The sequence below is a fragment of the Mycobacterium decipiens genome (assembly GCF_963853665.1).
Lineage (GTDB): Bacteria > Actinomycetota > Actinomycetes > Mycobacteriales > Mycobacteriaceae > Mycobacterium > Mycobacterium decipiens.
Genome location: NZ_OY970459.1, coordinates 112,052 through 138,691 on the forward strand (window position 1 = coordinate 112,052; position 26,640 = coordinate 138,691).

21 protein-coding genes and 3 pseudogenes are annotated in these 26,640 nt (G+C 66.5%); 9 read left to right on the forward strand and 15 right to left on the reverse strand.

Translation table 11 applies throughout. The features are described 5' to 3' along the window. Positions 1 to 10: 10 nt before the first annotated feature. A complete protein-coding gene (locus AADZ55_RS00560) occupies positions 11 to 757 on the reverse strand; it encodes an SDR family oxidoreductase (protein WP_085325544.1) in 747 nt (248 codons plus the stop codon). 246 nt (positions 758 to 1,003) lie between these two features. On the opposite strand from AADZ55_RS00560, the gene erm reads away from it, so the two are divergent. After that, on the forward strand, positions 1,004 to 1,780 hold the full coding sequence (gene erm, locus AADZ55_RS00565; protein WP_085325545.1) for a 23S ribosomal RNA methyltransferase Erm: 777 nt from the start codon (positions 1,004 to 1,006) through the stop codon (positions 1,778 to 1,780). Positions 1,781 to 1,801: 21 nt separating this feature from the next. On the opposite strand, the gene AADZ55_RS00570 is transcribed toward erm, so the two are convergent. Continuing rightward, entirely contained in the window at positions 1,802 to 2,371 is a 570-nt protein-coding gene (locus AADZ55_RS00570) for a TetR/AcrR family transcriptional regulator (RefSeq protein ID WP_085325546.1), read from the reverse strand. A gap of 103 nt (positions 2,372 to 2,474) precedes the next feature. Here AADZ55_RS00570 and AADZ55_RS00575 point away from each other — a divergent pair, with 103 nt between their 5' ends. Next, positions 2,475 to 3,386, forward strand: coding sequence for an SDR family NAD(P)-dependent oxidoreductase (locus AADZ55_RS00575; RefSeq protein ID WP_085325547.1), 912 nt, complete (start codon positions 2,475 to 2,477; stop codon positions 3,384 to 3,386). A 52-nt stretch (positions 3,387 to 3,438) separates the two neighbouring features. Here the strand turns inward: AADZ55_RS00575 and AADZ55_RS00580 are convergent, their stop codons facing one another. The 3 genes from AADZ55_RS00580 to AADZ55_RS00590 form a co-directional block, all read right to left on the reverse strand. Next, the gene (locus tag AADZ55_RS00580) at positions 3,439 to 4,650 is read right to left on the reverse strand and encodes an acyl-CoA dehydrogenase family protein (RefSeq protein WP_085325548.1); all 1,212 of its coding nucleotides are present in this window, start codon (positions 4,648 to 4,650) and stop codon (positions 3,439 to 3,441) included. A 27-nt stretch (positions 4,651 to 4,677) separates the two neighbouring features. Continuing rightward, positions 4,678 to 5,289, reverse strand: coding sequence for a TetR/AcrR family transcriptional regulator (locus AADZ55_RS00585; RefSeq protein ID WP_085325549.1), 612 nt, complete (start codon positions 5,287 to 5,289; stop codon positions 4,678 to 4,680). 79 nt (positions 5,290 to 5,368) lie between these two features. Beyond that, complete coding sequence (locus AADZ55_RS00590) at positions 5,369 to 5,656, reverse strand: DUF3040 domain-containing protein (protein ID WP_165759403.1); 288 nt, start codon at positions 5,654 to 5,656, stop codon at positions 5,369 to 5,371. A 160-nt stretch (positions 5,657 to 5,816) separates the two neighbouring features. Here AADZ55_RS00590 and AADZ55_RS23440 point away from each other — a divergent pair. Together AADZ55_RS23440 and AADZ55_RS00595 are read left to right on the forward strand one after the other, a co-directional pair. Beyond that, positions 5,817 to 5,887, forward strand: a pseudogene (locus AADZ55_RS23440) (hypothetical protein); the annotation flags it as partial. 163 nt (positions 5,888 to 6,050) lie between these two features. Further along, complete coding sequence (locus tag AADZ55_RS00595) at positions 6,051 to 9,008, forward strand: UPF0182 family protein (RefSeq protein ID WP_085325551.1); 2,958 nt, start codon at positions 6,051 to 6,053, stop codon at positions 9,006 to 9,008. Between the two features lie 17 nt (positions 9,009 to 9,025). Here the strand turns inward: AADZ55_RS00595 and AADZ55_RS00600 are convergent, their stop codons facing one another. Beyond that, positions 9,026 to 10,291 carry a M23 family metallopeptidase gene (locus tag AADZ55_RS00600; RefSeq protein ID WP_423202344.1) on the reverse strand — a complete coding sequence of 422 codons (1,266 nt, stop codon included), beginning with the start codon at positions 10,289 to 10,291 and terminating at the stop codon, positions 9,026 to 9,028. Between the two features lie 136 nt (positions 10,292 to 10,427). Continuing rightward, positions 10,428 to 10,646: pseudogene (locus tag AADZ55_RS00605) on the reverse strand (NADP-dependent isocitrate dehydrogenase); the annotation flags it as partial. 30 nt (positions 10,647 to 10,676) lie between these two features. Here AADZ55_RS00605 and AADZ55_RS00610 point away from each other — a divergent pair. Both AADZ55_RS00610 and AADZ55_RS00615 read left to right on the forward strand, forming a co-directional pair. Continuing rightward, positions 10,677 to 11,164 (forward strand): annotated as a pseudogene (locus AADZ55_RS00610) (membrane protein); the annotation flags it as partial. Positions 11,165 to 11,379: 215 nt separating this feature from the next. Then, positions 11,380 to 13,728 carry a PE family protein gene (locus tag AADZ55_RS00615; RefSeq protein ID WP_341286247.1) on the forward strand — a complete coding sequence of 783 codons (2,349 nt, stop codon included), beginning with the start codon at positions 11,380 to 11,382 and terminating at the stop codon, positions 13,726 to 13,728. 25 nt (positions 13,729 to 13,753) lie between these two features. On the opposite strand, the gene AADZ55_RS00620 is transcribed toward AADZ55_RS00615, so the two are convergent. The 4 genes from AADZ55_RS00620 to AADZ55_RS00635 form a co-directional block, all read right to left on the reverse strand. Continuing rightward, on the reverse strand, positions 13,754 to 15,991 hold the full coding sequence (locus tag AADZ55_RS00620) for an NADP-dependent isocitrate dehydrogenase (protein WP_085327564.1): 2,238 nt from the start codon (positions 15,989 to 15,991) through the stop codon (positions 13,754 to 13,756). Between the two features lie 130 nt (positions 15,992 to 16,121). After that, the gene (locus AADZ55_RS00625) at positions 16,122 to 17,477 is read right to left on the reverse strand and encodes an 8-oxoguanine deaminase (protein ID WP_085327563.1); all 1,356 of its coding nucleotides are present in this window, start codon (positions 17,475 to 17,477) and stop codon (positions 16,122 to 16,124) included. 40 nt (positions 17,478 to 17,517) lie between these two features. After that, entirely contained in the window at positions 17,518 to 18,999 is a 1,482-nt protein-coding gene (locus AADZ55_RS00630) for an FAD-dependent oxidoreductase (protein WP_085327567.1), read from the reverse strand. Beyond that, positions 18,999 to 19,406 carry a hypothetical protein gene (locus tag AADZ55_RS00635; protein ID WP_085327562.1) on the reverse strand — a complete coding sequence of 136 codons (408 nt, stop codon included), beginning with the start codon at positions 19,404 to 19,406 and terminating at the stop codon, positions 18,999 to 19,001. Before AADZ55_RS00635 ends, AADZ55_RS00630 begins: the two co-directional genes overlap by 1 nt. A gap of 96 nt (positions 19,407 to 19,502) precedes the next feature. Here AADZ55_RS00635 and AADZ55_RS00640 point away from each other — a divergent pair, with 96 nt between their 5' ends. From AADZ55_RS00640 to AADZ55_RS00650, 3 genes are all read left to right on the forward strand, one after another. Further along, positions 19,503 to 20,078 carry a TetR family transcriptional regulator gene (locus AADZ55_RS00640; protein WP_085327566.1) on the forward strand — a complete coding sequence of 192 codons (576 nt, stop codon included), beginning with the start codon at positions 19,503 to 19,505 and terminating at the stop codon, positions 20,076 to 20,078. A 109-nt stretch (positions 20,079 to 20,187) separates the two neighbouring features. Beyond that, positions 20,188 to 20,343 (forward strand): hypothetical protein, encoded by a 156-nt coding sequence (locus tag AADZ55_RS00645; protein WP_242670380.1) that lies wholly within the window; start codon positions 20,188 to 20,190, stop codon positions 20,341 to 20,343. A 2-nt stretch (positions 20,344 to 20,345) separates the two neighbouring features. Further along, the gene (locus AADZ55_RS00650) at positions 20,346 to 21,386 is read left to right on the forward strand and encodes an LLM class F420-dependent oxidoreductase (RefSeq protein WP_085327565.1); all 1,041 of its coding nucleotides are present in this window, start codon (positions 20,346 to 20,348) and stop codon (positions 21,384 to 21,386) included. Here the strand turns inward: AADZ55_RS00650 and AADZ55_RS00655 are convergent. From AADZ55_RS00655 to glyA, 4 genes are read right to left on the reverse strand one after another with little or no spacing between them, the layout of a single operon-like run. After that, on the reverse strand, positions 21,383 to 22,990 hold the full coding sequence (locus tag AADZ55_RS00655) for an FAD-binding protein (RefSeq protein WP_085327561.1): 1,608 nt from the start codon (positions 22,988 to 22,990) through the stop codon (positions 21,383 to 21,385). The two genes, AADZ55_RS00650 and AADZ55_RS00655, sit on opposite strands and share 4 nt — an antisense overlap. Beyond that, a complete protein-coding gene (locus AADZ55_RS00660; RefSeq protein WP_207569182.1) occupies positions 22,980 to 23,747 on the reverse strand; it encodes a PP2C family protein-serine/threonine phosphatase in 768 nt (255 codons plus the stop codon). Before AADZ55_RS00660 ends, AADZ55_RS00655 begins: the two co-directional genes overlap by 11 nt. Before the next feature lie 58 nt (positions 23,748 to 23,805). After that, entirely contained in the window at positions 23,806 to 25,191 is a 1,386-nt protein-coding gene (locus AADZ55_RS00665; protein WP_085327559.1) for an L-serine ammonia-lyase, read from the reverse strand. Beyond that, entirely contained in the window at positions 25,188 to 26,465 is a 1,278-nt protein-coding gene (gene glyA, locus AADZ55_RS00670) for a serine hydroxymethyltransferase (protein ID WP_085327558.1), read from the reverse strand. Before glyA ends, AADZ55_RS00665 begins: the two co-directional genes overlap by 4 nt. Positions 26,466 to 26,640: the final 175 nt, after the last annotated feature.

Here is a 26,640-nt window from a genome sequence, read left to right on the forward strand (position 1 = left end):
CGCGGTGAGGCTATTGGGCGCCGGCGGCCAGCCAATCGTCGAACGTTGTCGGGGCGATGCGAGCGTTGTGGCCAGGCAGCATGACATTGCCGGCCATCGACTCACCGAAGACGCCCGACCAGGTGGGGACCAGCTTCACCGTGCGGCCGCGCACCTCGAGGGTGCGGCGCGCCATGTCGACCAGGTCTTGTGTCTCGGGACCGGCGACGTCGGCGTAGCGGCCGTGCGGTTTCCCGGCGGCGACCTCGGCCAGGATCGCGGCGACGTCGTCGGGCGCGATCGGCTGAACGAGTAACGGGGCGATGGTGGCAACGCCGTCCCGCTCGGTCCAGCTGACAACCATTGCCGCGAAGTCATGAAACTGGGTGACCGGCACGATCGTCCACCCCACGTTGCCCTCTTCGATTAGGCGCTCCTGCTGACGCTTGCCGGTGTAGTGGGGATTGCCTTCTGTTCGGTGGATTCCGACTATCGACAGCAGGACGTGGTGGCCCACGCCCGCACGTTCCTCGGCGGCGAGCAGGTTGCGTGTGGTGGTGCCGAAGTAGGCCAGCGTCTCATCACGAGTGGCCGGGGGCGCGCTGATCGCGTCCACCACCGCGTCGACGCCGGCGAGGGCCGCATCCAAGCCTTGCCCCGTGGTCAGGTCCATGCCGAACGAGCGGCTGATGCGTATGACGTGGTGGCCCTCGCGCTCGAGGATAGCGGCGGCGCGCGCGCCGATGTTGCCCGTTGCGCCGGCCACGGCAACTCGCATGGTGAGCCTCCCGTCCCGGGAGTTCGCGCCCTCCCGCAACTCGTTGCGCAGACTCTATCGGGCCGCCCGCGGACGTTGGTACGGCGCCCGGAAAATTGGTTGAGCACAACCCCGACCGTGATCTAGCGTGCTACGCATGGGTTGCACAGCTTCGATGAGGTTGCGTCCCGCCTAGCGGCGGATCCGATCTGCAATCCCTGCGTCCGCCGCTCCCGCGTCCCCTTCCGGTCTTCTCGCGGAGCAGCCTTGTCATACCCCCACGCAGGCCGACATGAGTTCGGCCAGAACTTCATTCACGATCGCAATGTCATCGACGCCGTCATCGCGGCCGTCGCGCGAACGCCCGGCCCGATCGTCGAGATCGGGGCCGGCGACGGGGCGCTGACGGTGCCCATGCAGATGCTGAATCGACGGGTAACCGCGATCGAGATCGACCGCCGTCGGGCTGGGCGGTTGCGTCGTCGGGTCACCCCGCCCACAACGGTGGTCACCGCCGACTTCCTGCGGTACCGGTTGCCGCGCCATCCGCACACTGTCGTCGGCAACCTGCCCTTCCACCTCACCACCGCGGTGCTGCGCCGACTGCTGCACGCGCCGGGCTGGACCGATGCGGTGCTGCTGGTGCAGTGGGAGGTGGCCCGCCGGCGCGCCGGTGTCGGTGGTGCGACAATGATGACCGCGCAGTGGTGGCCGTGGTTCGATTTTGCACTGGTGCAACGGGTTCCGGCGGCGGCGTTCCGGCCTCGGCCGGATGTCGACGGCGGCCTGCTGACCATCACCAGGCGGAGGAAACCGCTGATCGACACCGCGGACCGAGCCGACTACCAGGTCCTGGTGCACCAGGTCTTTACCGCGCGCGGGCGGGGGCTAGGCCAGATCCTGGGACGGCGGGGGCTGACCCGGGAGTTGTTGCGGGCCAACGGTATCCGTTCGGACGCGCTGCCGCGCGACCTGACCGCGGCGCAATGGGCGGACCTGTTCGGTACCAAATGCCAGGCCGCCCAGTCGTCGCACCGACGATAACCTTGGGGTGCGCGACGGTACTCACTTTCCCATTCCCCTGAGGCCGTCGAGGGCGACCTGGGTCACCCTTTCGGCCAACTGCGCGTTGTAGCTCTGCATGGCTTGGCACCCGACCAGGAGCGTCTTCAATTCGGATACTCCGACGTCCAACCGCACCGTGCCCGCGCGGCGGGCGGAGGCCAACAGGTCTGCGAGAAGGCCCAGGAAGTCCGCCTCGGCCTCGGGGGCTGCATTGTCGACCTCGATCCCGACGCCGGCCAACGCCTCGACCAGGCCGCGGTCGGCGGCTCCCCACTGCAACACCATCGACCGCAGGAAGGTAAACAGCGCCTCGCCGGGCTGCTCGGATTCAAGCAGGACACGTCCCTCGTCGACGATGCGGTCGATCCGGTCGACGATCACCGCCTGGAACAGCGCCTCTTTGGTCGGGAAATGCCGGTACACCGTGCCCGCGCCAACCCCCGCGCGCCGGGCGATCTCGTCGATCGGCACCGACAAACCGTCGGCGGCAAACGTCTGGTAGGCGACCTCCAACACGCGAGCCCGGTTCCGGGCGGCATCAGCGCGCACCCGGCGATCGCCTTTCGCCATGGCACTCCTCCGGACGCATTGACAAAACGGGGCGCCCGTTCCGTATAGTTCTGGTCAAGCGGAGCGCTCGCCCCGTTTAGGGAATCATAACGAGGAGCCCCTCATGACCAAATGGACCGCCGCCGACATTCCCGACCAGACCGGACGCACCGCTGTGGTCACCGGCGCCAACACCGGGCTTGGCTTCGAAACCGCCGCCGCGCTCGCCGCGCGGGGCGCACTCGTGGTGCTGGCCGTACGCAACCTCGACAAGGGCAAGCAGGCCGCCGCGCGCATCACCGGGGCTACTGCTGGCGCCGATGTCGAGCTGCAGGAGCTCGACCTGGCCTCGCTGGAGTCCGTGCGAGCCGCCGCGGCGCAGCTGAAGTCCGATCACGAGCGCATCGACCTGCTGATCAACAATGCCGGGGTGATGTACACGCCCAAGTCGAGAACCGCCGACGGCTTCGAGATGCAGTTCGGCACCAATCATTTGGGCCACTTTGCATTGACCGGCCTGCTGCTGGATCGGCTGTTGCCCGTCGCTGGTTCGCGGGTGGTCACCGTCAGCAGCCTTGGCCACCGCATCCGCGCCGCAATCCATTTCGATGACCTGCAGTGGGAGACCAGCTACAGCCGGGTCGGTGCCTACGGGCAATCCAAACTCGCCAATCTGCTGTTCACCTATGAACTTCAGCGCCGACTAGCGCCTGGCGGGACCACCATTGGGGTGGCTGCGCACCCGGGCGGCTCCAACACCGAGCTGATGCGTAACCTGCCTCGGTGGGTCACCGCGGCAAGCATCCTGCTGGAGCCCTTCGTGCAAGACGCCGATCGAGGTGCGCTGCCGATACTGCGTGCCGCCACCGATCCGGCGGTGCGGGGTGGTCAGTACTTCGGACCCGACGGATTCGGTGAAATACGGGGCTACCCGAAAGTCGTGGCCTCCAGCGCGCAGTCTCACGACGTCGAGCTGCAGCGGCGGCTGTGGACGGTCTCCGAGGAACTCACCGGGGTCGTCTATCCCGTCGGATGACGAGGATCGAAAGACCTGCGTAGCAGGGCAGGCACAGCCCCGGGTGCGGCGCCTAACGGATGGCCAGGCCGGTCAGCGCACGGGAAATGACCAGGCGCTGGATCTCGCTGGTTCCCTCAAAGATCGTGAAGATTTTCGCGTCACGGTGCATCCTCTCGACCGGGTAGTCGCGGGTATACCCGTTGCCGCCCAGGATCTGGATGGCCTCGTCGGTGACGTAGACCGCGGTCTCGCTCGCCACCAGCTTGGCCATCGAGCCCTCCGCGGCGTCGAAGCTCTGGTTATTGCGCGCCATCCAGCCGGCCCGCAATACCAACAGCCGGGCCGCGTCGATACGGCTTTTCATGTCTGCCAGCTTGAACGCCACCGCCTGGAACTCGCCGATCTTGCGACCGAATTGTTCGCGCTGGCAGGCGTAGTCGAGGGCATATTCATATGCCGCGCGCGCCACGCCGACGGCCATCGCGCCGACGGTGGGCCGGGTGCGCTCGAAGGTCTTCATTGCCGCCTGGTCACCCGTGGACGCACCGGATTTGGCCCGAGCGATCCGCGCCTCGAACTTCTCCCGGCCGCCGAGGATCAGGTCCTCGGGCAGGCGGACGTTGTCGAGCACCACCTCGGCGGTGTGCGACGCGCGGATGCCGTGCTTCTTGAACTTCTGCCCCTGAGCCAGACCTTTGCTGCCCGGCGGGATGACGAACGTGGCCTGGCCGCGCGTGCCGAGTTCGGGATAGACCGATGCCACCACGATGTGCACGTCGGCGATGCCGCCGTTGGTCGCCCAGGTCTTGGTGCCATTGAGAACCCACTCGCTGGTCGCCTCGTCGAAGCGGGCACGAGTGCGGATGGCTCCAACGTCGGAACCGGCGTCGGGCTCCGATGAGCAAAATGCCCCGAGCTTGGGGTCGCCGGGCGTCCCAAACATCTCGGGAATCCAGCGGCCCAGCTGCTCGGGAGTTCCGTTGCCGGCCAACGCCGCTGCGGCCAGGCCGGTACCCATGATCGATATCGCGATACCCGCATCACCCCAGAACATCTCCTCCAGCGCGACGAGCAGGCCCAGCCCCGTCGGCTCGGTGGACTGCCGCGCAAAAAACTCGGGGGAGTACAGACCGACCTTCGCGGCCTCCTGGATCACCGGCCACGGAGTCTCTTCACGTTCGTCCCATTCGGCCGCGGCGGGGCGGATTACTTCGGCCGCGAACTGGTGCACCCAATCGCGGACCTCTATCACATCGTCGCTCAGTTGCAGTGAGAACGTCACAGCTCTACTCCTGAAATAGGTTGGTGATCAACGTTTCTTGCGATTGGTGTACTGCGCGAGGACGCTGAGCGTCTGGCCGACCCAGGCCTCGAAGTACCGGTCGTCGTCGATGTTGCCGGGCGAGTGGCCGGTCAGTGCTTGCAGCGTCGCGGCATACGAGAGCGACCCGATTGCCACGGCCGCGGTCGCCTCGGGATCGGGGATGTGCGTGCGGCCGGAGCGGTTGGACGCGGCCAAATCCTGCGCGAAGCGTTGATAGGCGTTGTCGGTGATGACCTGCCAGGTCTTCTCGCCGAGTTCGCCGAGTTCGCCGGGTTCGCGCAGCGTGACCTTGAGTAGGTCCTCGCTCTGCTTGAGGTTGTCCCAGATCAACTGGCCTGCGGTGCGGACGGCCTGCTCGACGCTGCTCGGTTCCCCGGCGTCGTATTGCTCTCGAGCGGCCACGATGGTGTCGATCCGGTGGGCAACGGCGGCCTCCAACAGCTCGCGCTTGGAGGCGAAGTGCTTGTAGAGCGCGCCCGAGCCAGGTGCCAGGCCTGACGCCCGCTGGATGTCGGCGACCGACGTCGCGGCGTACCCCTTGCTGGCAAATAGCCTGAGCGCCGCGGCCAGCAGCCGATCACGTCCCGAAGCGAGCATGGTGAGAGAATACTCACTCACTCGGGGTGGGGCAAGCTCCACGGCATCGTCGTACGGCTGGGCGCGAAACCGGCCATAGCTAACCAGCCCGGTGAATGCGGGATCCGGTGATCAGGCACAACCCGCCGGCGAGCATCAGCAGGAAACCAAGAACGGACACCGTCAAGAGCGCCAGAACGATGTTGGGAACCAATACGATCGCGCTGAGCATCGCCGCCAATCCGCTCACGAACAGCGCCGCCGCCAGCATGGGTCGGCGAATGGACCAGGAAGGAGCGCGCAGGTCATCGGCGAGTTTGGGATCTTGACCCTGCAGTTCTCGCTCAATGTCCTCGAGCATGCGCTGCTCATGATCGGAGAGCGGCATGGCACACCTTTCGTCGCGATCGGCTACGGCCTTAGCCCGTTCGGCCACGGGACCCCAACTGTCGTAGTCAGAATTCCCCGGTTCAGGTACGCATACACCTCGTTTCGGGTTGTCGGCTGAAGGTGGCCTGATCGTAGGCCGTGCTCGTCTACCCTGGGAAGTGATCATGGAACTGTCCGTGTCTGTCATCGCGGGATTGGTCATCGCACTGTTGGCGGCCATTTCCCGGGTGCGGGCAGTCCCGATCGTGCCTTCGCGGCGTCGTCGCGCGCATCGGCCGCGACCTTCTTGGCATTGCGACCGGGCCGCAACGTGGCAGGGAGTGCCCGGCCGTATCACCGTTGCGTCGATAGCCAGTTCGCCGCAACACGGCTCTGGGGTGTAGGAGGCGCGGATGGAAACACGTTCGCCGGGAAGGCGCCCGGTGTTGTCCAAGCGCTCCCGCGTAATTGTCATGGCAGGGATCGGCGTACTTGCGTTACTGCTGTTCGGACCGCGGTTAGTGGACATCTACGTCGACTGGTTGTGGTTTGGCGAGGTCGGTTTTCGCAGTGTCTGGGTCACGGTGTTGCTAACCCGGGTGGCGATCGTCGGTGCGGTTGCGCTTGTGGTGGGCGGAGTTGTGTTTGTTGCCCTGCTGATGGCGTACCGCTCGCGGCCGTTCTTTATGCCGGCCGAGCCGCAGAAGGATCCCATCGCGCCATTTCGCACCGAGGTGATGCGCCGACCGCGCCTGTTCGGATGGGGCATCGCGGTCACACTTGGTGTGTTGTGCGGGCTGATCGCCCAGTTCGACTGGGTGCCGGTTCAGCTGTTCCTCCACGGTAGTTCCTTCGGCATCGCCGACCCCGAATTCGGCTATGACATAGGGTTTTTCGTCTTCGATCTGCCGTTCTACCGGTCTGTGTTGAACTGGCTATTCGTCGCCATCGTCCTGGCGTTCGTTGCGAGCCTGCTGACGCACTATGTGTTCGGCGGCCTTCGTCTGACGACCGGCAGGGGTCTGCTCACCCAGGCCGCTCGAATTCAACTCGGGGTGCTCGCCGGCACGTTTATTCTGCTGAAGGCTGTTGCCTACTGGTTCGACCGTTATGAGCTGCTGTCGAGTGGCCGTAAGGAGCCAACCTTCACCGGTGCCGGCTACACCGACATCCACGCCGAGCTGCCGGCCAAGCTGGTGCTGCTGGCGATCGCCGTGCTGTGTGGGTTGTCGTTCTTTGCGGCGATCTTTCTGCGCGACTTGAGGATTCCCGCGATGGCTACCGCGCTGCTCGTGCTGTCGGCGATGCTGGTGGGTGGCCTGTGGCCGCTGCTAATGGAGCAGTTCTCGGTGCGTCCGAACGCCGCCGATGTCGAACGCCCGTATATCCAACGCAATATCGAAGCGACGCGTCAGGCGTATCGGCTCGGTGGCGATTGGGTGGAGTACCGCAGCTATCCCGGCATCGGCACCAAACAGCCCCGCGACGTGCCGGCGGACGTCACCACGATCGCCAATGTGCGGTTGTTGGACCCGCATATCCTGTCGCGAACCTTCACCCAGCAACAGCAGCTCAAGAACTTCTACAGCTTCCCCGAGGTGCTCGACATCGATCGCTACCGGATCGACGGCGAGCTGCGCGACTACATCGTCGGCGTCCGCGAACTTTCGCCGAACAGTCTCACCGGGAATCAGACCGACTGGATCAACAAACACACCGTGTACACGCATGGCAACGGCTTCGTCGCCGCCCCAGCCAATCGGGTGAACGCGGCGGCTCGCGATGCCATGAACATCTCCGACAGCAACAGCGGGTACCCGATCTACACGGTCAGCGACATTGCGTCGATGGATTCTGGTCGACAGGTCATCCCGGTCACGCAACCGCGCGTCTACTACGGCGAGGTGATCGCCCAGTCCGATCCCGACTACGCGATCGTCGGCGGTGCCCCGGGGTCCGCGCCCCGCGAGTATGACACCGACACGTCCAAGTACGCCTACACCGGCGCAGGTGGCGTGCCGATCGGAAACTGGTTCAACCGCACGGTGTTTGCCACCAAGTTCGCCGAGCACAAGTTCCTGTTCTCCCGCGAGATCGGTTCGCAGTCCAAGGTGCTAATCCACCGCGACCCGAAGGAACGCGTGCAGCGGGTGGCGCCATGGCTGACCACCGATGACAATCCCTATCCGGTCGTGGTGAAGGGACGGATCGTCTGGATCGTCGACGCCTACACCACGCTGGACACCTATCCGTACGCGCAACGCAGCTCGCTCGAGGGGCCGGTGACTAGCCCGACCGGCGTTGTGCGGCAGGGCAAACAGGTGTCGTATGTGCGAAATTCGGTCAAGGCCACCGTGGATGCCTACGACGGAACCGTAACGCTATATCAGTTCGATCGGGACGATCCGGTGCTGCGAGCGTGGATGCGCGTCTTTCCCGGCACCGTCCAATCCGAGGACGGCATTCCCGATGAGTTGCGGGCCCACTTCCGGTATCCGGAGGACCTGTTCGAGGTTCAGCGGGGTTTGCTCGCGAAGTACCATGTCGACGAACCGCGAGAGTTCTTCACCACCAACGCCTTCTGGTCGGTGCCTAGCGACCCCACCAATGACACCAACGCAGCGCAACCGCCGTTCTACGTCCTCGTCGGCGACCAGCAGACCGCTAGGCTGTCCTTCCGGCTGGCGTCGGCGATGGTCGGCTACAACCGCGAATTCCTGTCCGCTTACATCTCGGCGCACTCGGATCCGGAGAACTACGGCAAGCTGACCGTGCTGGAGTTGCCGACCGACACCTTGACCCAAGGCCCGCAACAAATCCAGAACTCGATGATCTCCGACACCCGGGTCGCGTCCGAGCGAACGCTGCTGGAACGGTCGAACCGGATCCACTACGGCAATCTATTGTCGCTGCCGATCGCCGACGGCGGTGTCCTGTATGTGGAACCGCTCTACACCGAGCGGATCTCGACGAACCCGAACAGCTCAACCTTCCCGCAACTTTCCCGAATGTTGGTCAGCGTGCGCGAACCGCGCACCGAAGGTGGGGTCCGAGTCGGATACGCGCCGACCTTGGCCGAAGCTCTCGATCAGGTATTCGGGCCGGGCACCGGTCGGGTCGCGACCGCTCCCGGCGGTGATGCCGCCACGGCACCGCCGCCTGAGGCGGGCGCGCCTGCGCCGCCGCAGGTTGTGCCGCCGGTCGCGTCGCCACCGGGCGCGATCCCGGCCGAACCCCCCGCCGCCCCGCCGCAGCGACCGGACGTGCCAGCCGCGACGGTGGACGAACTCCGGAAAGCGCTGGCCGAACTGCGTGCGGCGCTCGACCAGATGGAGCGGGCCATCGACGCGGCTGGAAGTCCCGGACGCTAGGCCCGGACGCCAGCGGGTCAACCGTTCGGGAAGCTCATCGTGTCGAGCTGCAGCGGCATCACATGGGTTTTGTCGCTCTGGGCGAAACCCTGTTGCGTCGGCACCGGGCCGCCGCTATCGGCGAGCTGGTCAACTGCCGCATCAGAGGCGATCCGGGAGTCAAGATGGAAACTCACAAAGACATACGGCAAGCCATTGGAGCGCAACGGCTCAGGCGTACTCATCACATGGAAGTGCAGATGTGGCGCAGTGGTGTTACCGCTGTTGCCCAGCGAGGCAAAGACCTGCCCAGCGGTCAACCGGTCGCCGGGCTTGACCCGCACGCTACCGGTCGCCAAATGCGCATAGAACGCATAGTTGCCCTCGCCGATGTCCTGCACCACGTGGTTGCCGCCGTATTGGTCGAGCGGCAGGCCGGAGGGATTCGCACCGGGCACTTGCTCCGGCAGGTTGTCCACCACCGCAACGACCGGGCCGTCGGCGACCGCGTGGATGTCGGTGCCGAAGTACGGGTAGCTCTCGACCTTCGTTCTGTCGCCGATGAACAGGCGGCCCTCCGGGGTGAGCTGGACGAAGTCGATCGCGAACCGCTCCGCTCCCCACAGTTGCCCGTTGATGGGGTTCAGGGCCGTGCGGTGCGCAGACATGGCGCAGCAGCCGTCGCCGTCCAACCACCCTGGTCCGCTCAGCGGTGGCGCGATTGTCACCGGTTTGCGTGCGGCGACCTTGGTGAAGGCGATCGATTCCGTCATCGTCGACGGGACGAGGGGCGGTTGCGGGTGCGGCACGGTCAGGCCCACCATGTGGCCGATTTCAGTGGGGACGTCTGCGGGTTGGTCGACGGTGACGTCGAGCCAGATCAGCGCGGTCTGAGCCGGGCCGATCTTGGTGGTCGGGGTCTGGCTGCCGATAATCCGTGTCCAAAATGCCAGGCCGTCACCGGTTAGTGTGAGCAGCGTCTTGCCGCCCACCACTGCGGCGACCGACGTCAGCGTGACCTCTTGGTCGAGGGTATTCGTGAGTTTCAGTTCATAGGCCAGATGAACTTTGCCATCGGTGGCCGGGACGGCGACCGGCGGCGCAAGCGCCGAGCCCACGATCGGTGTTACGACTGACGGACCGACTGCAGGCCCGCTCGGCGCGACGGCGGAGGTGTCGGTCGGCGAGGTCGCCGTTGGGGTGCTCGAGGTGGAGGTAGGCGGCGATTTGGCATCGGTGGCACACGAGGTGACAAGAAGAATCACGACCGCGCTGCGAACCATCGCTGAAAGGCGCGGCAGCATAGAGCGATCTAATCATGGCAGCGGGCAGCGGGCAGCGGGCAGCGGGCAGCGGGCAGCGGGCAGCGGGCAGCGGGCAGCGGGCAGCGGGCAGCGGGCAGCGGGCAGCGTCATGTCGCCGGTCGCAAATTCCACGGCGTCAGCGTTGGGCGGTCAGCAACGCCTCGTTGAACGGTCTTGCTGGGCCGCATCACCGCCGTGGTCGTGTCGCTGTCCGGCGCGGAGTGGGCGCCGATGTCTACGGTTCGCCCTGCACCTCGTTGAATTCGCGCACGATGACGTTTTCGTTCTTGGTCAAGGAGTCGGCGAGTGCGGCGAAGTGTTCGGCCAGCTCCGAGTCGTCGTGGTCGGCGCCCATCGACCCCACCAATGACACCAACGCAGCGCAACGGCGCACTCGGATCCGGAGAACTACGGCAAGCTGAGGTTGCTGGAGTTGCCGGCCGACACCTTGACCCAAGGCCGGCAACAAATCCAGAATTCGGCAATCTATTGTCCTATTGTCGGCCAATCGCCGACGGCGGCGTCCTCTATGTGGAACCGCTCTACACCGAGCGGATTTCGACGAACCCGAATAGCTCAACCTTCCCGCAACTTTCCCGAAAGTTGGTCAGCGTGCGCGAACCGCGCACCGAAGGTGGGGTCCGAGTCGGATACGCGCCGCCCTTGGCCGAAGCTCTCGATCAGGTATTCGGGCCGGGCTCCGGTCGGGTCGCCACCGGGCGCGATCCCGCCCGAACCCCCGCCGCCCCGCCGCAGCGGCCGGACGTGCCAGCCGCGACGGCGGACGAACTCCGGAAAGCGCTGGCCAAACTGCGTGCGGCGCTCGACCAGATGGAGCGGGCCATCGACGCCGCTGGAAATCCCGGCCGCTAGGCGATGCAGAGGATGAGATTGGGTCAATAGGGCGGCGTACGAATCGGGCTGCACTGCAGCGTGGGTTGGCCGCCCGTGGCGGAATGCGAACCGCCTAAGAAAGGCCGAAAAAGCCGGACAACAATCGGCGAAAATGCTATGTGTAGAACACTGTGTGAATAATCAGTTTTCACCGAGCGCTCGACGATGACCGCACGTGAATGGGTGAGCTAGCGATGTCGCATGTGACGGTGACCCCGACGGAGTTGGCGGCGGCGGCGACGGATTTGCAGGGCATCGGCTCGGTGCTGCGGGCGGCCAATGTCGCGGCCGCGGCCCCGATCACCGCGGTGCAGGCCCCCGCGGCCGATGAGGTCTCGGCCGCCATCGCGTCGCTATTTTCCAGCCACGCGCAGGACTATCGGGCGCTCAGCGCGCGAGCGGCGATGTTTCACGACCAGTTCGTGCGGTCGTTGACGTCGGGTGCGGGGGCCTATTCGGCCGCGGAGGCTGCCAGCGCGTCGCCGCTGCAGCCGCTGTTCGACTTGGTGAACTGGCCCACCCAGGCGCTGCTGGGACGTCCGCTGATCGGCGATGGCGCCAACGGCACCGCTTCGGCGCCCAACGGGCAGGCGGGGGGATTGTTGTACGGCAATGGCGGCAACGGCTACGACAACAGTGCAAACACCGGAGTGGCTGGCGGTGCCGGCGGGACCGCTGGGTTGATCGGCAACGGCGGCTTCGGCGGCGCCGGAGGGGTCGGAGCGGCCGGCGGGGCCGGTGGAGCCGGCGGGTGGCTGTGGGGCAGCGGCGGCGTCGGTGGGAATGGCGGCCTGGGTGCAGGCGGGGGCGCCGGCGGTGACGCCGGGGTGCTGTCGCTGGTCGGAAACGGTGGTGACGGCGGGCGCGGTGGCGACGGGGCGACCGCCGGACCAGGTGGGGCTGGCGGCAGCGGTGGTAACGCGGCGCTGTTCGGCCGCGGTGGTTCGGGCGGTGCCGGCGGTGCGGGCGGCGATGGTCTGATGGGCAGCCCCGCCTCGCTGGACGGCGGCGGTGGTGGCGCTGGTGGGCCGGGTGGCCGCGGCGGACTGTTTGCTGTTGGCGGCGATGGTGGCCACGGTGGCGCCGGCGGCAACGGAGCTCGGGGCGCCGATGGAGTCCTCGATGGGGAGGCGGGTGAGCAGGGTGGTGCTGGGGGCGCTGGTGGTGCCGGTGGTGTGGGCGGCGCCGGCATTCTGGCGGGATCCGACGGTGTGGGCGGCGACGGCGGCAATGGTGGCCGCGGCGGCAACGGCGTTCGGGGTGCCGACGGGGTCGGCGACGGTGCGGCGGGCGAGATGGGTGGTGCGGGGGGCGCTGGTGGTGCCGGTGGTGTGGGCGGCACCGGAAGTCAGGTGGGATCCCAGGGTGTGGGCGGCGATGGTGGGAACGGTGGCCGTGGCGGCAACGGCGTTCGGGGTGCCGACGGGGTGCTCGATGGTGAGTCGGGCGGTACGGGTGGCAATGGCGGCGGCGGCGGGGCCGGTGGCGCGGGCGGCACCGGAAGTCAGGCGGGATCCCAGGGTGTCGGTGGCGATGGCGGCCGCGCCGGGGACGGCGGTAACGGCGCTTTCGTCGATGGCAAGGGCGGCGGCCATGGCGGTACCGGCGGTCGCGGGGGTGACGGCGGTGCGGGCGACACCGGTGGCGCGGCCGGCGACGGCGGTCACGGCGGTGCTGGCGGCGACGCTGTGGACTTCTCCGGCCGAAACGGCGGGCGCGGTGGCGAGGGCGGTGCCGGCGGGACCGGCGGGGAAGGCATCAACGGCACCGGCGGCAGCGGGGGCACCGGCGGGATGGGTGGCAATGCCGGCGTCAGCGACCCCACGTCGGGCGCAACCGGGTCGAGGGGCGGCCATGGGGGTGCTGGAGGCAATGGCGGCCAGGGCAGCACAGGTGGTGAGGGCGGCGTCGGCGGCGACGGCGGCATCGGCGGGGTTGGGGGCAATCCCGACGCGGACAATACCGCCGGTGCGGGCGGCAAGGGTGGCGGTGGCGGCAACGGCGGCGTCGGCACGCTCGGGTCCGGCGGTGCCGGCGGTGGCGGCGGTGACGGCGGCACCGGCGGTAGCGGCAACATTGTCGCCGGGGCAACTGGCGGCGACGGGGGCGGCGGCGGTGAAGGCGGGGCCGGGGGCGCCGGCGGGGAGGGCGTCACCGGCGGTTTCGGCGGCGCCGGCGGCCGTGGGGGAGCTGGCGGCACCGGCGGCATCGACTTTGCCGACGGAGATGCCAGCAACGGGGGCGGCGGTGGCACCGGTGGGATGGGCGGCGTCGGCGGGGACGGTGTCGTCGGTACCGGCGGGATGGGTGGCGACGGCGGTGACGGGGGCACCGGCGGCGACGCCATCGACGGAAATGTTCTTAGCGCCGGTGGTACCGGCGGTGACGGCGGTGCTGGCGGGGACGGTGGCGCAAGCTCGACCGGTACCGGCGGCACCCCGGGCGGCGCCGGCGGTGACGGCGACGACGGCGCTGCCCCGATGGGCGACACCGGCGGAGACGGCGGCACCGGTGGCGGGGGCGGCTCTCCCGGCGTTGTCTAGCCGGCGATAGGCCACCAGAGCGGCGTCAGCCTTGGGCGGTCAGCAACGCCTCGTTGAACGTCTTGCTGGGCCGCATCACCGCCGTGGTCTTCTCGGCCTCCGGCGCGTAGTAGCCGCCGATGTCCACCGGCTCGCCCTGCACCTCGTTGAGTTCGCGCACGATGACGTCTTCGTTCTTGGTCAACGCGTCGGCGAGTGCGGCGAAGTGTTCGGCCAGCTCCGAGTCGTCGGTTTGCGCGGCAAGTTCCTGCGCCCAGTACATGGCGAGGTAGAACTGGCTGCCGCGGTTGTCGAGCTCACCGGTCTTGCGCGACGGGCTCTTGTTGTTGTCCAGCAGCTTGCCGGTCGCGGCGTCCAGCGTCTTGGCCAGGATTTTGGCCTTCGCGTTGCCGGACTTGGTGCCGAGGTCTTCCAGGCTGACCGCCAGCGCCAGGAACTCGCCAAGCGAATCCCAACGCAGGTGATTCTCCTCCACCAGTTGCTTGACGTGCTTGGGAGCCGAACCACCCGCTCCGGTTTCGTACAGGCCACCGCCGGCCATCAGCGGCACGATCGACAGCATCTTGGCGCTGGTGCCCAGTTCCAGAATCGGGAACAGGTCGGTGAGATAGTCGCGCAGGATGTTGCCGGTCGCGGCAATGGTGTCCAGCCCGCGGATCAGGCGCTCCAGCGTGTAACGCATGGACCGCACCTGGGACATGATCTGGATATCGAGGCCAGTCGTGTCGTGATCCTTCAGGTATGTCTGAACCTTCTTGATCAGCTCGTTTTCGTGTGGACGGTACGGGTCCAGCCAGAACAACACCGGCATGCCGGACTCGCGCGCGCGGGTAACGGCCAGCTTGACCCAGTCGCGGATCGGCGCGTCTTTGACTATGGGCATGCGCCAGATGTCGCCGGTCTCGACGTTCTGGGTCAGCAGCACTTCGCCGGTGGCGCGGTCGACGATGTTGGCGACACCGTCCTCGGGGATCTCGTAGGTCTTGTCGTGCGAGCCGTACTCCTCCGCCTTCTGCGCCATGAGGCCTACGTTGGGGACGGTGCCCATGGTGGCCGGATCGAACGCGCCGTTGGTCTTACAGAAGTTGATGATCTCCTGATAGATGCGGGAAAAGGTGGACTCCGGGTTCACGGCCTTGGTGTCCTTGGGCCGTCCATCGGCGCCGTACATCTTGCCGCCGGCCCGGATCATCGCCGGCATCGAGGCGTCGACGATGACGTCACTGGGCGAGTGGAAGTTCGAGATCCCCTTGGCGGAATCGACCATGGCCAGCTCGGGGCGGTGTTCGTGGCAGGCGTGCAGGTCGCGGATGATCTCGTCGCGTTGCGTCGCCGGCAGCGACTCGATCTTGCTGTACAAGTCGACCAGGCCGTTGTTGACGTTGACGCCCAGTTCGTCGAACAGCTCCTGGTGTTTGGCGAACGCGTCCTTGTAGAAAATCTTCACCGCATGTCCGAAGACGATCGGATGGCTGACCTTCATCATGGTCGCCTTCACGTGCAACGAGAACATGACACCGGTCTTGTAGGCGTCCTCCATCTGTTCTTCGTAGAACTCGCACAAGGCCCTTTTGCTCATGAACATGCTGTCGATGATGTCGCCCTCTTGCAGCGACACCTCGGGGTTGAGCACGATCGTCTGGCCGCTCGTGGTAACCAGTTCCATCCGCACACTGAGTGCGCGGTTCAGCGTCATCGACTTCTCGCCATGGTAGAAGTCGCCGTGCCGCATCGTCGCCACGTGCGTGCGTGAGGCCATCGACCACTCGCCCATGCTGTGCGGGTGCTTGCGCGCGTACTGCTTCACCGCATTGGGCGCGCGCCGGTCCGAATTGCCCTCGCGCAGCACCGGGTTCACCGCGCTGCCCAAGACCTTGGCGTAGCGCTCCTTGACGGCCTTTTCCTCGTCGGTCCTGGCGTCCGCCGGGTAGTCCGGCAGCTTGTAACCCTGGTTCTGTAGTTCCTTGATGGCGGCGGTGAGCTGTGGCACCGAGGCGCTTATGTTCGGCAGCTTGATGATGTTGGTCTCCGGACGCTGCGTCAGCTCGCCCAGCTCGGCCAGTCGGTCGGGCACTCGCTGCTCTTCGGTCAGGTAGTCGGAAAACTCGGCGAGAATGCGCGCCGCCACCGAGATATCACTGGTCTTGACCTTGACGCCCGCCGGCTCGGTAAAGGCGCGCACTATCGGCAGAAAGGCGTAGGTCGCCAGCAGCGGCGCCTCGTCGGTCAGCGTGTAGATGATGGTCGGCTGTTCGGCGCTCATAGTTGCTCTCCCGGCGTCGCTGTCGGTCAGATTTCAAGGAGCTCGGCGTTGTAACGGCGACTATCAGTATCGCCTCGGACGCGGCGCCACGCAGGGGCAGGGTCGGTTTCAATCCGGCCGGACGCTGAGGTCAGTCGGCGCCGCGTTGGCGCAGTGTCACGGCGGCATCGCGCGCGTCTCGTGCCAATGTCGCGGTATCGGCGGTGCGCAACTCGCCGTCTGCGACGACGGTCTTTCCGCCGACCAGCAGCAGCCGCAGCGGTGCGGGCGGGCCGTACACCAGCGCCCACACCGGGTCTTCGATGTCGGAATGGCCGAGCCCATCGAGCTGCCATAGCGCGATATCGGCCAGCTTGCCCGGCTGCAGCGATCCGAGTTCAAGCTCCCGCCCCAGACACCGGGCACCGCCGACGGTGGCCATCCGCAATGCCTGGCGTGCGCTCAGCGCCCCGGCGCCCAGCCGGAACCGGGCCGCCAACGTTGCTTCGCGCAATTCGTTGGCCATCCCCCGGTGTTCGGTACAGCCGCCGTCCACGCCCAGCCCGACCGCGACGTCCGCGCCCAGCAGCTCGGGAATCCGCGCGATGCCCGAACCAAGTCGGCCGTTGGAGGTCGGGCAGTGTGCGACGCCGGTACCGGTGGCGGCGAACTTGGCGATGTCGGCATCCGACAGGTGTACGCAGTGGGCCAGCCACACGTCGCTACCCAGCCAGCCCAGCGACTCCAGATAGTCCACCGGGCGCGCGCCGAAGTGTGCGATGCAGAACTCCTCTTCGTAAGGGTCCTCCGCGAGATGGGTGTGTAGGCGCACCCCGAGGTCTCGGGCCAACAGCGCAGACTGGGCCATCAGCTCACCGGACACCGCAACCGGTGAGCCCGGCGCCAGAGCGATCTGCAGCATTGAGCCGAACGCGGCGTCATGGTGTGTATCGATGGCTTCCTGGCAGGCCGTCAGGATCGCATCGAGGCCCTCGGCGCTCTCATCGGGTATCAGTCCACCCGAAGAGACGCCCAAATCAATCGACCCGCGGGTTGGATGGAAGCGGACACCGATGCGGTCCGCCGCGGCGATTTCCGCGCCCAGCATGTCGCCGCCGGCGTCGGTAAAGACATAGTGGTGATCCATCGTCGTTGTGCAGCCGGTCAGCGCCAACCTGGCCAGCGCCGCGCTGGCGGCAGCGAACTCCAGCTCGGCATCGAGCCGACACCACAGCGGAAACAGCGTCTCCAGCCATCCGAACAACCCGTCGCCCTGCGCGTAGCCGCGGGTGATCCACTGACAGAGGTGGTCGTGGGTATTGACAAATCCGGGGGTAGCCAGACAATCGCGTCCGTCGACGACGGTCGCGCCGGGTACCACCGGGGCCGGTCCATCGCCGACCGTAACGATCAAACCCTCTGCCACGACGATGTGACCCGAAGAGTATTCGGTACCCGTCGGATCGGTGGTTGCGATGGCTGCGCCGTCGATGACGAGGTGGGGCACAATTCATCCTGGCATGCCCGTTGGTGAACAGTGCGGCTTGTTACCCGCGGGATGCTTCGGCAGGGGTCTTGGGAGCGGTCCACCGGGCCAGGGCCGCAGCCCACCCGGACCGATCCGCCGAATCGCCGGCCCAAGCGATGTAGCCGTCGGGCCGCACCAGCACCGCGGGACCGCGATCCGCGCGCTGTGCTTCGAGCAGCTCGGCGGCTATCGGGGTCGCTCCGCACCCACGGACCACAACGAAGCCAGGCTGGCGTTGCAGTTGGGTCAACCGACCGTGTGTCAACGGAATCTGGGTCGCGCGGGTGCCGACCAGAGAGCTCTCGTCGCGTCGGTGGGCATACCGCAACGCCGTTCCCGCGAAGCTTCCGGCCACCGCGTCGCGCAGGCGGGGAACACGAAGCAGCCGGGGGGCCAAGAGATTTCGCAACGATCGTGCAACTCGCGGATAAAGCGTGATGCCACGCGCCATGAGCCCCGACTGCAGCAGGACCCGCTTGCCGATCGGATGGCGCTCGTCGTGGTAGCTGTCGAGCACCGCCTCGTCCGCGCCGGCGAGCGCCGCGTCGATCTTCCACGCGAGGTTCGCCGCATCCTGAATACCGGTGTTCATGCCCTGCCCGCCCATCGGGGAGTGGACGTGCGCAGCGTCCCCGGCGAGGAACACGCGACCGTGCCGGTAGTTCGCGACTTGTCTTTCGTCGCAATGGAATCGGGACTTCCATCCGATATCGAGCACCCCGAGGTCGGTCTGGATCGCTCGGGCAAAGATGCCGACGATTTCCTCCCGATCCACCGGCTCGCTGTCGGGCATCTGGTTGTTGCGGTCCCAGACCATCGCGCGATACCAGGAGCCGTCGGCGTCGTGTCGGTGGTGTGGGGCTTCGTAAGGGGCTAGGAACGCGAATACGTCGCGAGTGCTGCCGACGGTCAGGCTGCCGCTGGCTGGCCCGTGCGCGAGCTTGACGTCGGCGAGGATGATTGACGACAAGATCGTCTTGCCGCCGAAGTCAGCACCTACCAACGTGCGAACCGTGCTGTGCGCCCCGTCGGCGCCGATCAGGTACCGCGCCCGCCAGTGCTGCTTTGCGTCGTGGTCGCGCGGCTGCGCGGTCACCGTCACACCGTCAGCGTCCTGATCGAGTCCGATGACCTCGGTGCCACGCCGGATATCGGCGCCCTGCGCTTCGGCGTAGCCGGCCAGCGCGCGATCGACATTGGTTTGCGGAGTGACCATCACGAACCGATAAAACGAGTCGAGGTGGGTGAAGTCAATGCGGGCGCCGGCGAAGATCGTGACGCCCGCTGCCTTGTGCGAGTGCGCCAACAGATCGTCGGCGAGGCCGCGGGCATCGAGGACCTCCAACGTGCGCGGCATGGTGGCGAATGCGCGGCTCGACGGGTTAATCGTGGGCCATCGCTCCAGGACAACGACGGACCGGCCGGCCCGGGCAAGGTCGCCGGCGGCGGTCAGGCCCGTGGGCCCGGCGCCGACGACGAGGACGTCAACATCGTGGGTCATCATCGCGCCAACCCTTCCGGTTCCGGATACCAGCGACGGATGTCGTCTGGGGTCGTTGTGGGGGCGCGATTGAATACGAACCGGCAGCCCGGCTGCGTGACGTGCGCGGCGTTGACGATCGACTCGAACAGCAACGTGTTGCTGGCGACCAGCCGTACGCCCGCGCCGATGAGCACCGCGTCGTAGCGCTTGGCTCCCAGCCATCGACGAGCTTTGTCGGCGCCTGCCTCGCCGAAGTCGATCAGGCAGTTGTCGACCCGATAGCCGGCGGCGCGCAACGCCGCGATGTTGTCATCGTTGGCGGCGCGCAATTTCTCCCTGGACAGGCCCGGAAACTGGGCGAAGTCGGGGGAGGAATAGTCGATCGCGTCGGGATCGAGTCCGATCTGGATGGCTGTGACGGTCATGGCCGCGACCTCCTTGTCGCGAGTTCAACAACTGTTGACTTCGACGGTAGCCCCGTGCGCGAGCCATGTCAACAGTTGTTGAATACACTGGTGGGCATGCCCTCGAAGATGCGAGACGCAGCGGCCACCCGATCGGCGATCCTGGCCACGGCGCGATCGCAATTCGGGGAGCATGGCTTCGAACGAACTACCATCCGTTCGGTGGCGTCGGCCGCCGGGGTCGATCCGGCGCTCGTCATGCATTACTTCGGCAGCAAGGCGGAACTGTTCGCTGCGGCCTCCCGATTCGAGATCACCTTCCCGGATCTCTCGGGCGTCGCGCCGGACCGCATCGCCGATGTGCTGCTACCCGAGTTCGTCGCCGTCTGGGGACCGCAGGGACCGTTTCTCCCGCTATTGCGCGCCGCCGCGACGAACCGCGATGCCGCGGACGCCCTGCTTGAGGTGTTCGTCGACCGGGTCGCCCCGGCGCTGGCTGCCGTCGTTCCCGACCATGGTGCCGAGCGGGCCGCCCTGGTGGGATCGCATCTGCTTGGCCTCGCGGTGGCTCGTTACATTCTCGGCATACCGCCGCTTGCTGGCATGGACGACGCCCACCTGATCGAATGGCTACGCCCGGTGCTCGCGCTCTACCTGGCGGGCCCCGCGCCCTGGAGCAACGCCCCCGGTTAGCCCAACAACGCAGCTAAGCACTAAAGTGATTAGCTGCAAAGGAAAATACCGGTGTTCGACCTCTACCGTCGAGCGCATCTAATCAACAAATCAATTATGCGAGGTGCCTATGCACGCCCCTAGTCAGGGAGTCGGGGAGCGCGACCACGCGGCCATCCGGGTATGGCGGCTGTCGGGCGCGATGGCGTTGTCCGACGCACTGGGTGTCCAGTCCGATCGGATCCAGCGGGAGGCCCTCGAACTTGTCACTGTGTGGGGGCGCTGACCATGCGGATCGGATTGGCTATCAACTACGCGGGCGGCTTCAAGGACGTGGCCGCCGAAGTCGCCGAACTTGAGCGGGCCGGGTTGGACATCGTCTTTGTCCCCGAGGCGTATTCGTTCGACGCGGTGAGCGCGCTGGGCTATCTGGCAGCCAGCACCGAACGGGTTCAATTGGCCTCGGGCATTCTGCAGCTCTACACCCGAACACCCACATTGACCGCGATGACCGCGGCCGGGCTCGACTACGTCTCCGACGGCCGGTTCACCCTCGGCCTTGGCGCGTCCGGCCCGCAGGTCATCGAGGGTTTCCACGGTGTGCCCTACGACGCCCCGATCGCACGCACCCGCGAGGTCATCGACATCTGCCGTCAGGTGTGGCGCCGCGAGTACCTGCAGTTCGAGGGCAAGCACTACACGATCCCGCTGCCCGCCGACCAGGGCACCGGACTTGCCAAATCGCTCAAGCTCGTGAACCACCCTGTCCGGGAACGTATCCCGATTCTGGTGGCCGCGCTGGGACCCAAGAACGTCGAGCTGGCAGCCGAGGTCGCCGAAGGCTGGCAACCGCTCTTCTATCTGCCCGAGAAGGCGCCCGACGTGTGGGGCAAGGCCCTGGCCACCGGCCGGGCCAAGCGGGACCCCGCGTTGGGAGAACTCGACGTGTACGCCAATCCGATGCTGGCCATTGGCGAAAACGTGGAACCGCTGCGAGAATTCGCCAAACCGCAGCTGGCTCTCTACATCGGCGGGATGGGTGCCAAGGGCAAGAACTTTTACCACGCCCTGGCCACCAACTACGGCTACGGCCCGGAGGCCGACCGGATCCAAGAGCTCTACCTGTCCGGCGACAAGGACGGCGCGGCCAAGGTTGTGCCCGACGAACTCGTGCGAGACATCTCCCTGATCGGAACGCCGCAATTCGTCAAGGAGCGGTTGGCGGCGTTCCGCGAGTCGGGCGTGACCACCTTGAACGTGGTGCCGCTGGCGAGCACGCGATCCGAACGAATCAAGCTGATCGAGATACTGCGCGAACTGGCTGCCTAATGCGCAGTGGCGGCATGTGTCCCGGCACGACGGCCGGAGAACACGCAGTCGGCCAGTGAGAGCCCGCTGACGTATGAATTGGAACAGATTCCGATCGCGGTGCGTCCTGCGCTGAACAAGCCGGGAATCGGTGCGCCGGACTTGCTGACGACGGCTCCGGTTGCTTCATCGACTCGGATGCCGCCGAGGGTGAGCATCGGGGTGGGGTTGATCCGGCTTGGCCGCACCGAAACGTTCAGGAGGGTGTACGGGGCCGAAGCTATTCGACGCACGAACTCCGCGGGCTTCCCGGCGGGATCCGCTGTCCCGGAATCGATCGCGTTGTTGTGCGCTTCCACCGTGGCCAGCAGCCCGTCGGGATCGATACCGGCTCCGCGTGCGACGTCGACGAGGGACCCGGCCTTCACGGCGTCGGCGAACATCAGCGCCGCCGACTGGGCGCGCTGAAACCACAACGGTTGCTTGATTAGTTGGCGTCGAGCTTCCCTCATCAACGCGGCGTCGGCCAGCAGCCATCCGTTGCCGTTGTGGTCTCTCACCATGGCTTGCCCGACTGCCGCACCGTACCGACTCTCGTCGATGATGCGTTGACCTTGCTGATCGACGATGATGGCGCCGATGAATGCGCTCGGCGGCGTAATGAACCGCCACGCTGAGACGTTGTCCATCCGGTGGGTAACCGCTCCCACGCTCTGCGCAAGCGCGATACCGCTGCCATCGTCGCCACTGGTACCCAGCGCAAGCCCGTTCATGTATTGCGGCGCAAAGCGTTCGATCCATTCGGTGTTGGCGATGAAGCCGCCGGCGCAGACGATCACCCCTCGTCGGGCGGCGATCCGCACCGGACGGGCGAAGCGCCGCTCGAGGCTCCTGAGCCGGCGCTCCGTCAGGCGCCGTAGCGGCGGAACGTAGATGCCGGGCTTGGCTGACACCCCCGCCAACGCCGCATACATCCGGCGGACAGGGGGTGGCGCATGGTTCATCGTCATCGCTTCCACCCCGGTCACACGACCGGCGCAATCCCGGATCAGCTTCGTCGCGGTTGTCTGGGGATGAAACCGGACACCAAGGGCGAGTGCAGATTTGGCAAGCGGCGCATACAACTTCTTGCCGGAGGTACCTCGTCCCTTCACCCGATGTCCGCGTTGGACGGGCGGGGTATGGCAGCGGAATGCCCCGGCGTTCTCGCTACCCGAGTGATACAAGTAGTAGCGATTGTTCGGGAACGACGTCTTATAGGGGCACAGTGTGGGATCGAACGGCACCCCGTAGTTGCTCAGCCAATCGATCATTTCGGGGCTGCCGCGCACGAAGGATTCCAAGGTTTGTTGGCTGACGGCGTCGCCGACTTCGAGCTGAAGGTAGGTCAGCATTTGCTCGAAGGTGTCGCTCACACCGGCCTGTTGCTGCACCGTGGTGCCGCTACCGGCGTAGATGATCCCGCCCGATATCGCGGTCGCACCGCCACCGTTTGCGCGATCGAGCGCGACGACCTCGGCGCCCTGTTCACGGGCGGCAATGGCTGCGCACACACCCGCTGCACCAAATCCGATCACCACGACGTCGACGGCTTCGGTCGTGCACGCCGACTCATCAAGCGCCATGGCTTTCCTCAATGTGGATAACCACCGCGGTGACGTTGTCCGGCCCGCCGGCATCATTTGCGGCATTGATCAGTGCCGCGCACGCGTCGGCAGGCACCCGATGCGAATCCAGAATCTTCGCCAGAGATGACTCGTCGATGACCCCGTGCAGTCCGTCGCTGCATAGCAGGATCCGGTCACCGGCCAACAGATCCACCGCCGCAGTATCGGGTCGGGCCGGTGGCGACATCGCCACGTGTCGCGTCAGCGTGGCCCGGGCCGGGTGCTCGTCGGCGTGCTCAATATCGACTTGGTGTGCGTCGAGCAGATCCTGGATCAGGCTGTGGTCACGGGTCAGGCGCTGCAGGCGCCGCTCGCGGCACAGGTAGGCGCGGCTGTCTCCCAGATGGACGACCAAAGCGCGCGAACCCGCGACGACCACGGCCACCACCGTGGTCGAGGCCCCGGCAACGCGGGAGTCGGTGTTGCCGTAGGCGCGAAAGTGATCGCAGAACTCGGCGACCGCGCGGCCCAGCAGCTCGGGTTGGGCCGAATCGTCCGAGTCGGCCGGCTTGAGATGGCGGGCCACATATGTCGGGAGCAACTCAACCACCAAGTGAGCGGCCAGCGCGCCGTCGGTGCTGCCGGCCACCCCATCGGCAACCATGAATAGCGCCTGGTCGGCGTCCGCTCCCCAGCAATCTTGGTTGCTGGATCGTTGCCGCCCGATGTCGCTAAGCCCGGCGAAGTGGACCGATCCACCCAGCGTCGTACCCATGTCGGCCATACCTCGCATCAGTATCGCGGCGAGGCCCTTTGGTCAAGGCGTGGGTTGGTCAGCACTCGACGATGTTGACGGCGACGTTGATGGCGAGCCCTCCGGCGGAGGTCTCCTTGTACTTGGTGTGCATGTCCGCACCGGTGGCGCGCATCGTGTCGATCACCTGGTCGAGGGTGACGCGATGGAAGCCGTCGCCACGCAGTGCCATCCGCGCGGCGTTGATGGCTTTGCCGGCCGAGATCGCGTTGCGTTCGATGCAGGGGATCTGCACCAGCCCGGCGATGGGGTCGCAGGTCAGGCCGAGGCTGTGTTCCATGGCGATCTCGGCGGCGTTCTCCACTTGCCGCGGTGTGCCGCCGAGGATCTCAGCCAATCCGGCAGCGGCCATGGCGGCCGCGGAGCCAACTTCCCCCTGACAGCCGACCTCGGCTCCGGAGATCGACGCCCGTTCCTTGAACAACGATCCGATGGCCCCCGCGGTGAGCAGGAATCGCGCGGTTACATCGTCGGGGTCAGCGGCCCCAGCCGGCGTGTAGCGCGCGGCGTAGTGCAGGACGGCGGGCACGATGCCGGCGGCGCCGTTGGTCGGGGCGGTGACGACTCGCCCGCCCGAGGCGTTCTCCTCGTTGACCGCCAGCGCTACCAGGTTGACCCAATCCTCAGCGAATTCCGGCTTGCGAGTGGGGTCTTCGGAGCTCAAACGCTCGTACCACACCTTCGCTCGGCGGCGTACCTGGAGGGTGCCAGGAAGCAACCCGTCGCGAGCGATACTGCGCTGTTCGCACTCGACCATGACGTCGCGCAGGTGCAGCAGCCCGGTGCGTACCTCGTTCTCCGTGCGGCAACATGATTCGTTGCGCAACGCCACTTCGCTGATCGACATGTCGAGCCGGTCGCAGACATCGAGCAGTTCCTGAGCCGAGGCGTAGGGAAGCGCAACCGAGCACGAATGTTGGCCGCTGCTGCGGCTGGTCTGTTCGGTGACGACGAAACCCCCACCCACCGAGAAGTAGGTCTCGGTGGCCAGGACGCGGCCGTGGGAGTCGATGGCAGTGATTGTCATCCCGTTGGGATGTGTGGGCAGGACAACATCGGGATGCAGGTCAATACCACTCTCGGTCAGCGGCACCGAAACGATACCGCCGATTCGTGTTCGGCCGGACGCCGCGATCTCGGCGAGGCGGCGCTCCTTGTGATCGGTGGTAATCGTTTCCGGCTCACAGCCCTCCAACCCCAGCAATATCGCGGACATGGTGCCGTGGCCGGCGCCGGTGGCCGCGAGTGAGCCGAACAGATCCACTCGCACCGCCTCGAGGGCATGCAGGTGACCGCCACGGCGCAGCGCCACCACGAACTGGTTCGCCGCGCGCATCGGGCCCACGGTGTGGGAGCTGGACGGGCCGATGCCGATGGAGAACAGGTCGAAAACGCTGATGGTCATGCCCGGTGCAGTTCCGGGTAGAGCGGATAGCGCGCGGCCAGCCGCTGGACCTGGGCGCGGAGCGGACTCAGCTGGTCGTCGGCGGTGGCCGTCAGCGCCGCCGCGATGACGTCCGCCACAGCGCGGAAGTCGTTGAGGGAGAAGCCGCGTGCGGCCAGCGCCGGGGTGCCGATCCGCAGTCCGGACGTGACCATCGGGGGGCGCGGGTCGAAGGGCACGGCGTTGCGGTTGACGGTGATGTCCACCGCGGCCAACCGGTCTTCGGCTTGCTGGCCGTCGAGTTCGGCGTCGCGCAGGTCGACCAGGACGAGGTGCACGTCGGTGCCGCCGGTCAGCACGGTGATGCCCTGTTCGGCGACGTCCGGCTGGGTCAACCGGTCGGCAAGGATGCGCGCGCCGTCCAGGCAACGTTGTTGCCGTTGCGCGAAATCAGGCTGCGCGGCCATCTTGAACGCGGTGGCCTTGGCGGCGATGACATGTTCGAGTGGCCCGCCCTGCTGCCCGGGGAAGACCGCGGAGTTGATCTTCTTGGCGATGGCGGCGTCGTTGCACAAGATGATGCCGCCGCGGGGGCCGCCGAGTGTCTTGTGGGTGGTGGAGGTGACGACGTGGGCGTGCGGCACCGGACTGGGGTGCAGGCCGGTGGCGACCAGGCCGGCGAAGTGTGCCATGTCAACCATCAGCACGGCGTCGATTTCGTCGGCGATGTCTCGGAACCGGGCGAAGTCCAGGTGGCGGGGATACGCCGACCAGCCGGCAATGATCATTTTGGGCCGCTGTTCGCGCGCCACCTCGGCAACCGCATCCATGTCGACGAGGTAGTCCTGTTTGGACACTTCGTAGGCGGCGACGTTGTAGAGCTTGCCGGAGAAGTTGATGCGCATCCCGTGGGTCAGGTGACCGCCATGAGCCAGCGACAGCCCCAGGATGGTGTCGCCCGGGTTCAGCAGGGCGTGCATGGTGGCGGCGTTGGCGGTGGCACCCGAATGTGGTTGCACGTTGGCGTATTCGGCGTCGAACAGGGCTTTGACCCGGTCGATGGCTAGCTGCTCGACACCGTCGATGTATTCGCAGCCGCCGTAGTAGCGCCGGCCCGGGTACCCCTCGGCGTACTTGTTGGTCAGGACCGAACCCTGAGCTTGCATCACCGCCAGCGGCGCGTAGTTCTCCGAGGCGATCATCTCCAGGCCGGTTTCCTGGCGGCGTAGCTCGCTGTCGATCAGGGCTGCGATGTCGGGGTCGAACGTGGCCAGGGATTCGTTGAGGGTGTTCATCGGCTCGGTCCGTTCTGTTCGGCGTTGGTCAACGGTGTTCCCGGAGCAATCGTCTGCCCGGCGAAATAGCCATTCCGCGTCGCAAATTTCGGCCGCGGTACGGGCAGCATGCGGGCCGCGCGAGGCCGCCAAAAAGTCGGCTGGTGTAGTTCGGACAAGGGCCAACTCCGGTCTC

Bases quoted from the DNA above. Each gene is read 5' to 3' on its own strand.
- AADZ55_RS00560 (WP_085325544.1), bottom strand. From the start codon at position 757: ATGCGAGTTGCCGTGGCCGGCGCAACGGGCAACATCGGCGCGCGCGCC.
- AADZ55_RS00570 (WP_085325546.1), bottom strand. From the start codon at position 2,371: ATGGCGAAAGGCGATCGCCGGGTGCGCGCTGATGCCGCCCGGAACCGG.
- AADZ55_RS00575 (WP_085325547.1), top strand. From the start codon at position 2,475: ATGACCAAATGGACCGCCGCCGACATTCCCGACCAGACCGGACGCACC.
- AADZ55_RS00585 (WP_085325549.1), bottom strand. From the start codon at position 5,289: ATGCTCGCTTCGGGACGTGATCGGCTGCTGGCCGCGGCGCTCAGGCTA.
- AADZ55_RS00590 (WP_165759403.1), bottom strand. From the start codon at position 5,656: ATGCCGCTCTCCGATCATGAGCAGCGCATGCTCGAGGACATTGAGCGA.
- AADZ55_RS00595 (WP_085325551.1), top strand. From the start codon at position 6,051: ATGGAAACACGTTCGCCGGGAAGGCGCCCGGTGTTGTCCAAGCGCTCC.
- AADZ55_RS00600 (WP_423202344.1), bottom strand. From the start codon at position 10,291: ATGCTGCCGCGCCTTTCAGCGATGGTTCGCAGCGCGGTCGTGATTCTT.
- AADZ55_RS00615 (WP_341286247.1), top strand. From the start codon at position 11,380: ATGTCGCATGTGACGGTGACCCCGACGGAGTTGGCGGCGGCGGCGACG.
- AADZ55_RS00620 (WP_085327564.1), bottom strand. From the start codon at position 15,991: ATGAGCGCCGAACAGCCGACCATCATCTACACGCTGACCGACGAGGCG.
- AADZ55_RS00630 (WP_085327567.1), bottom strand. From the start codon at position 18,999: ATGACCCACGATGTTGACGTCCTCGTCGTCGGCGCCGGGCCCACGGGC.
- AADZ55_RS00635 (WP_085327562.1), bottom strand. From the start codon at position 19,406: ATGACCGTCACAGCCATCCAGATCGGACTCGATCCCGACGCGATCGAC.
- AADZ55_RS00640 (WP_085327566.1), top strand. From the start codon at position 19,503: ATGCCCTCGAAGATGCGAGACGCAGCGGCCACCCGATCGGCGATCCTG.
- AADZ55_RS00645 (WP_242670380.1), top strand. From the start codon at position 20,188: ATGCACGCCCCTAGTCAGGGAGTCGGGGAGCGCGACCACGCGGCCATC.
- AADZ55_RS00650 (WP_085327565.1), top strand. From the start codon at position 20,346: ATGCGGATCGGATTGGCTATCAACTACGCGGGCGGCTTCAAGGACGTG.
- AADZ55_RS00655 (WP_085327561.1), bottom strand. From the start codon at position 22,990: ATGGCGCTTGATGAGTCGGCGTGCACGACCGAAGCCGTCGACGTCGTG.
- AADZ55_RS00660 (WP_207569182.1), bottom strand. From the start codon at position 23,747: ATGGGTACGACGCTGGGTGGATCGGTCCACTTCGCCGGGCTTAGCGAC.
- AADZ55_RS00665 (WP_085327559.1), bottom strand. From the start codon at position 25,191: ATGACCATCAGCGTTTTCGACCTGTTCTCCATCGGCATCGGCCCGTCC.
- glyA (WP_085327558.1), bottom strand. From the start codon at position 26,465: ATGAACACCCTCAACGAATCCCTGGCCACGTTCGACCCCGACATCGCA.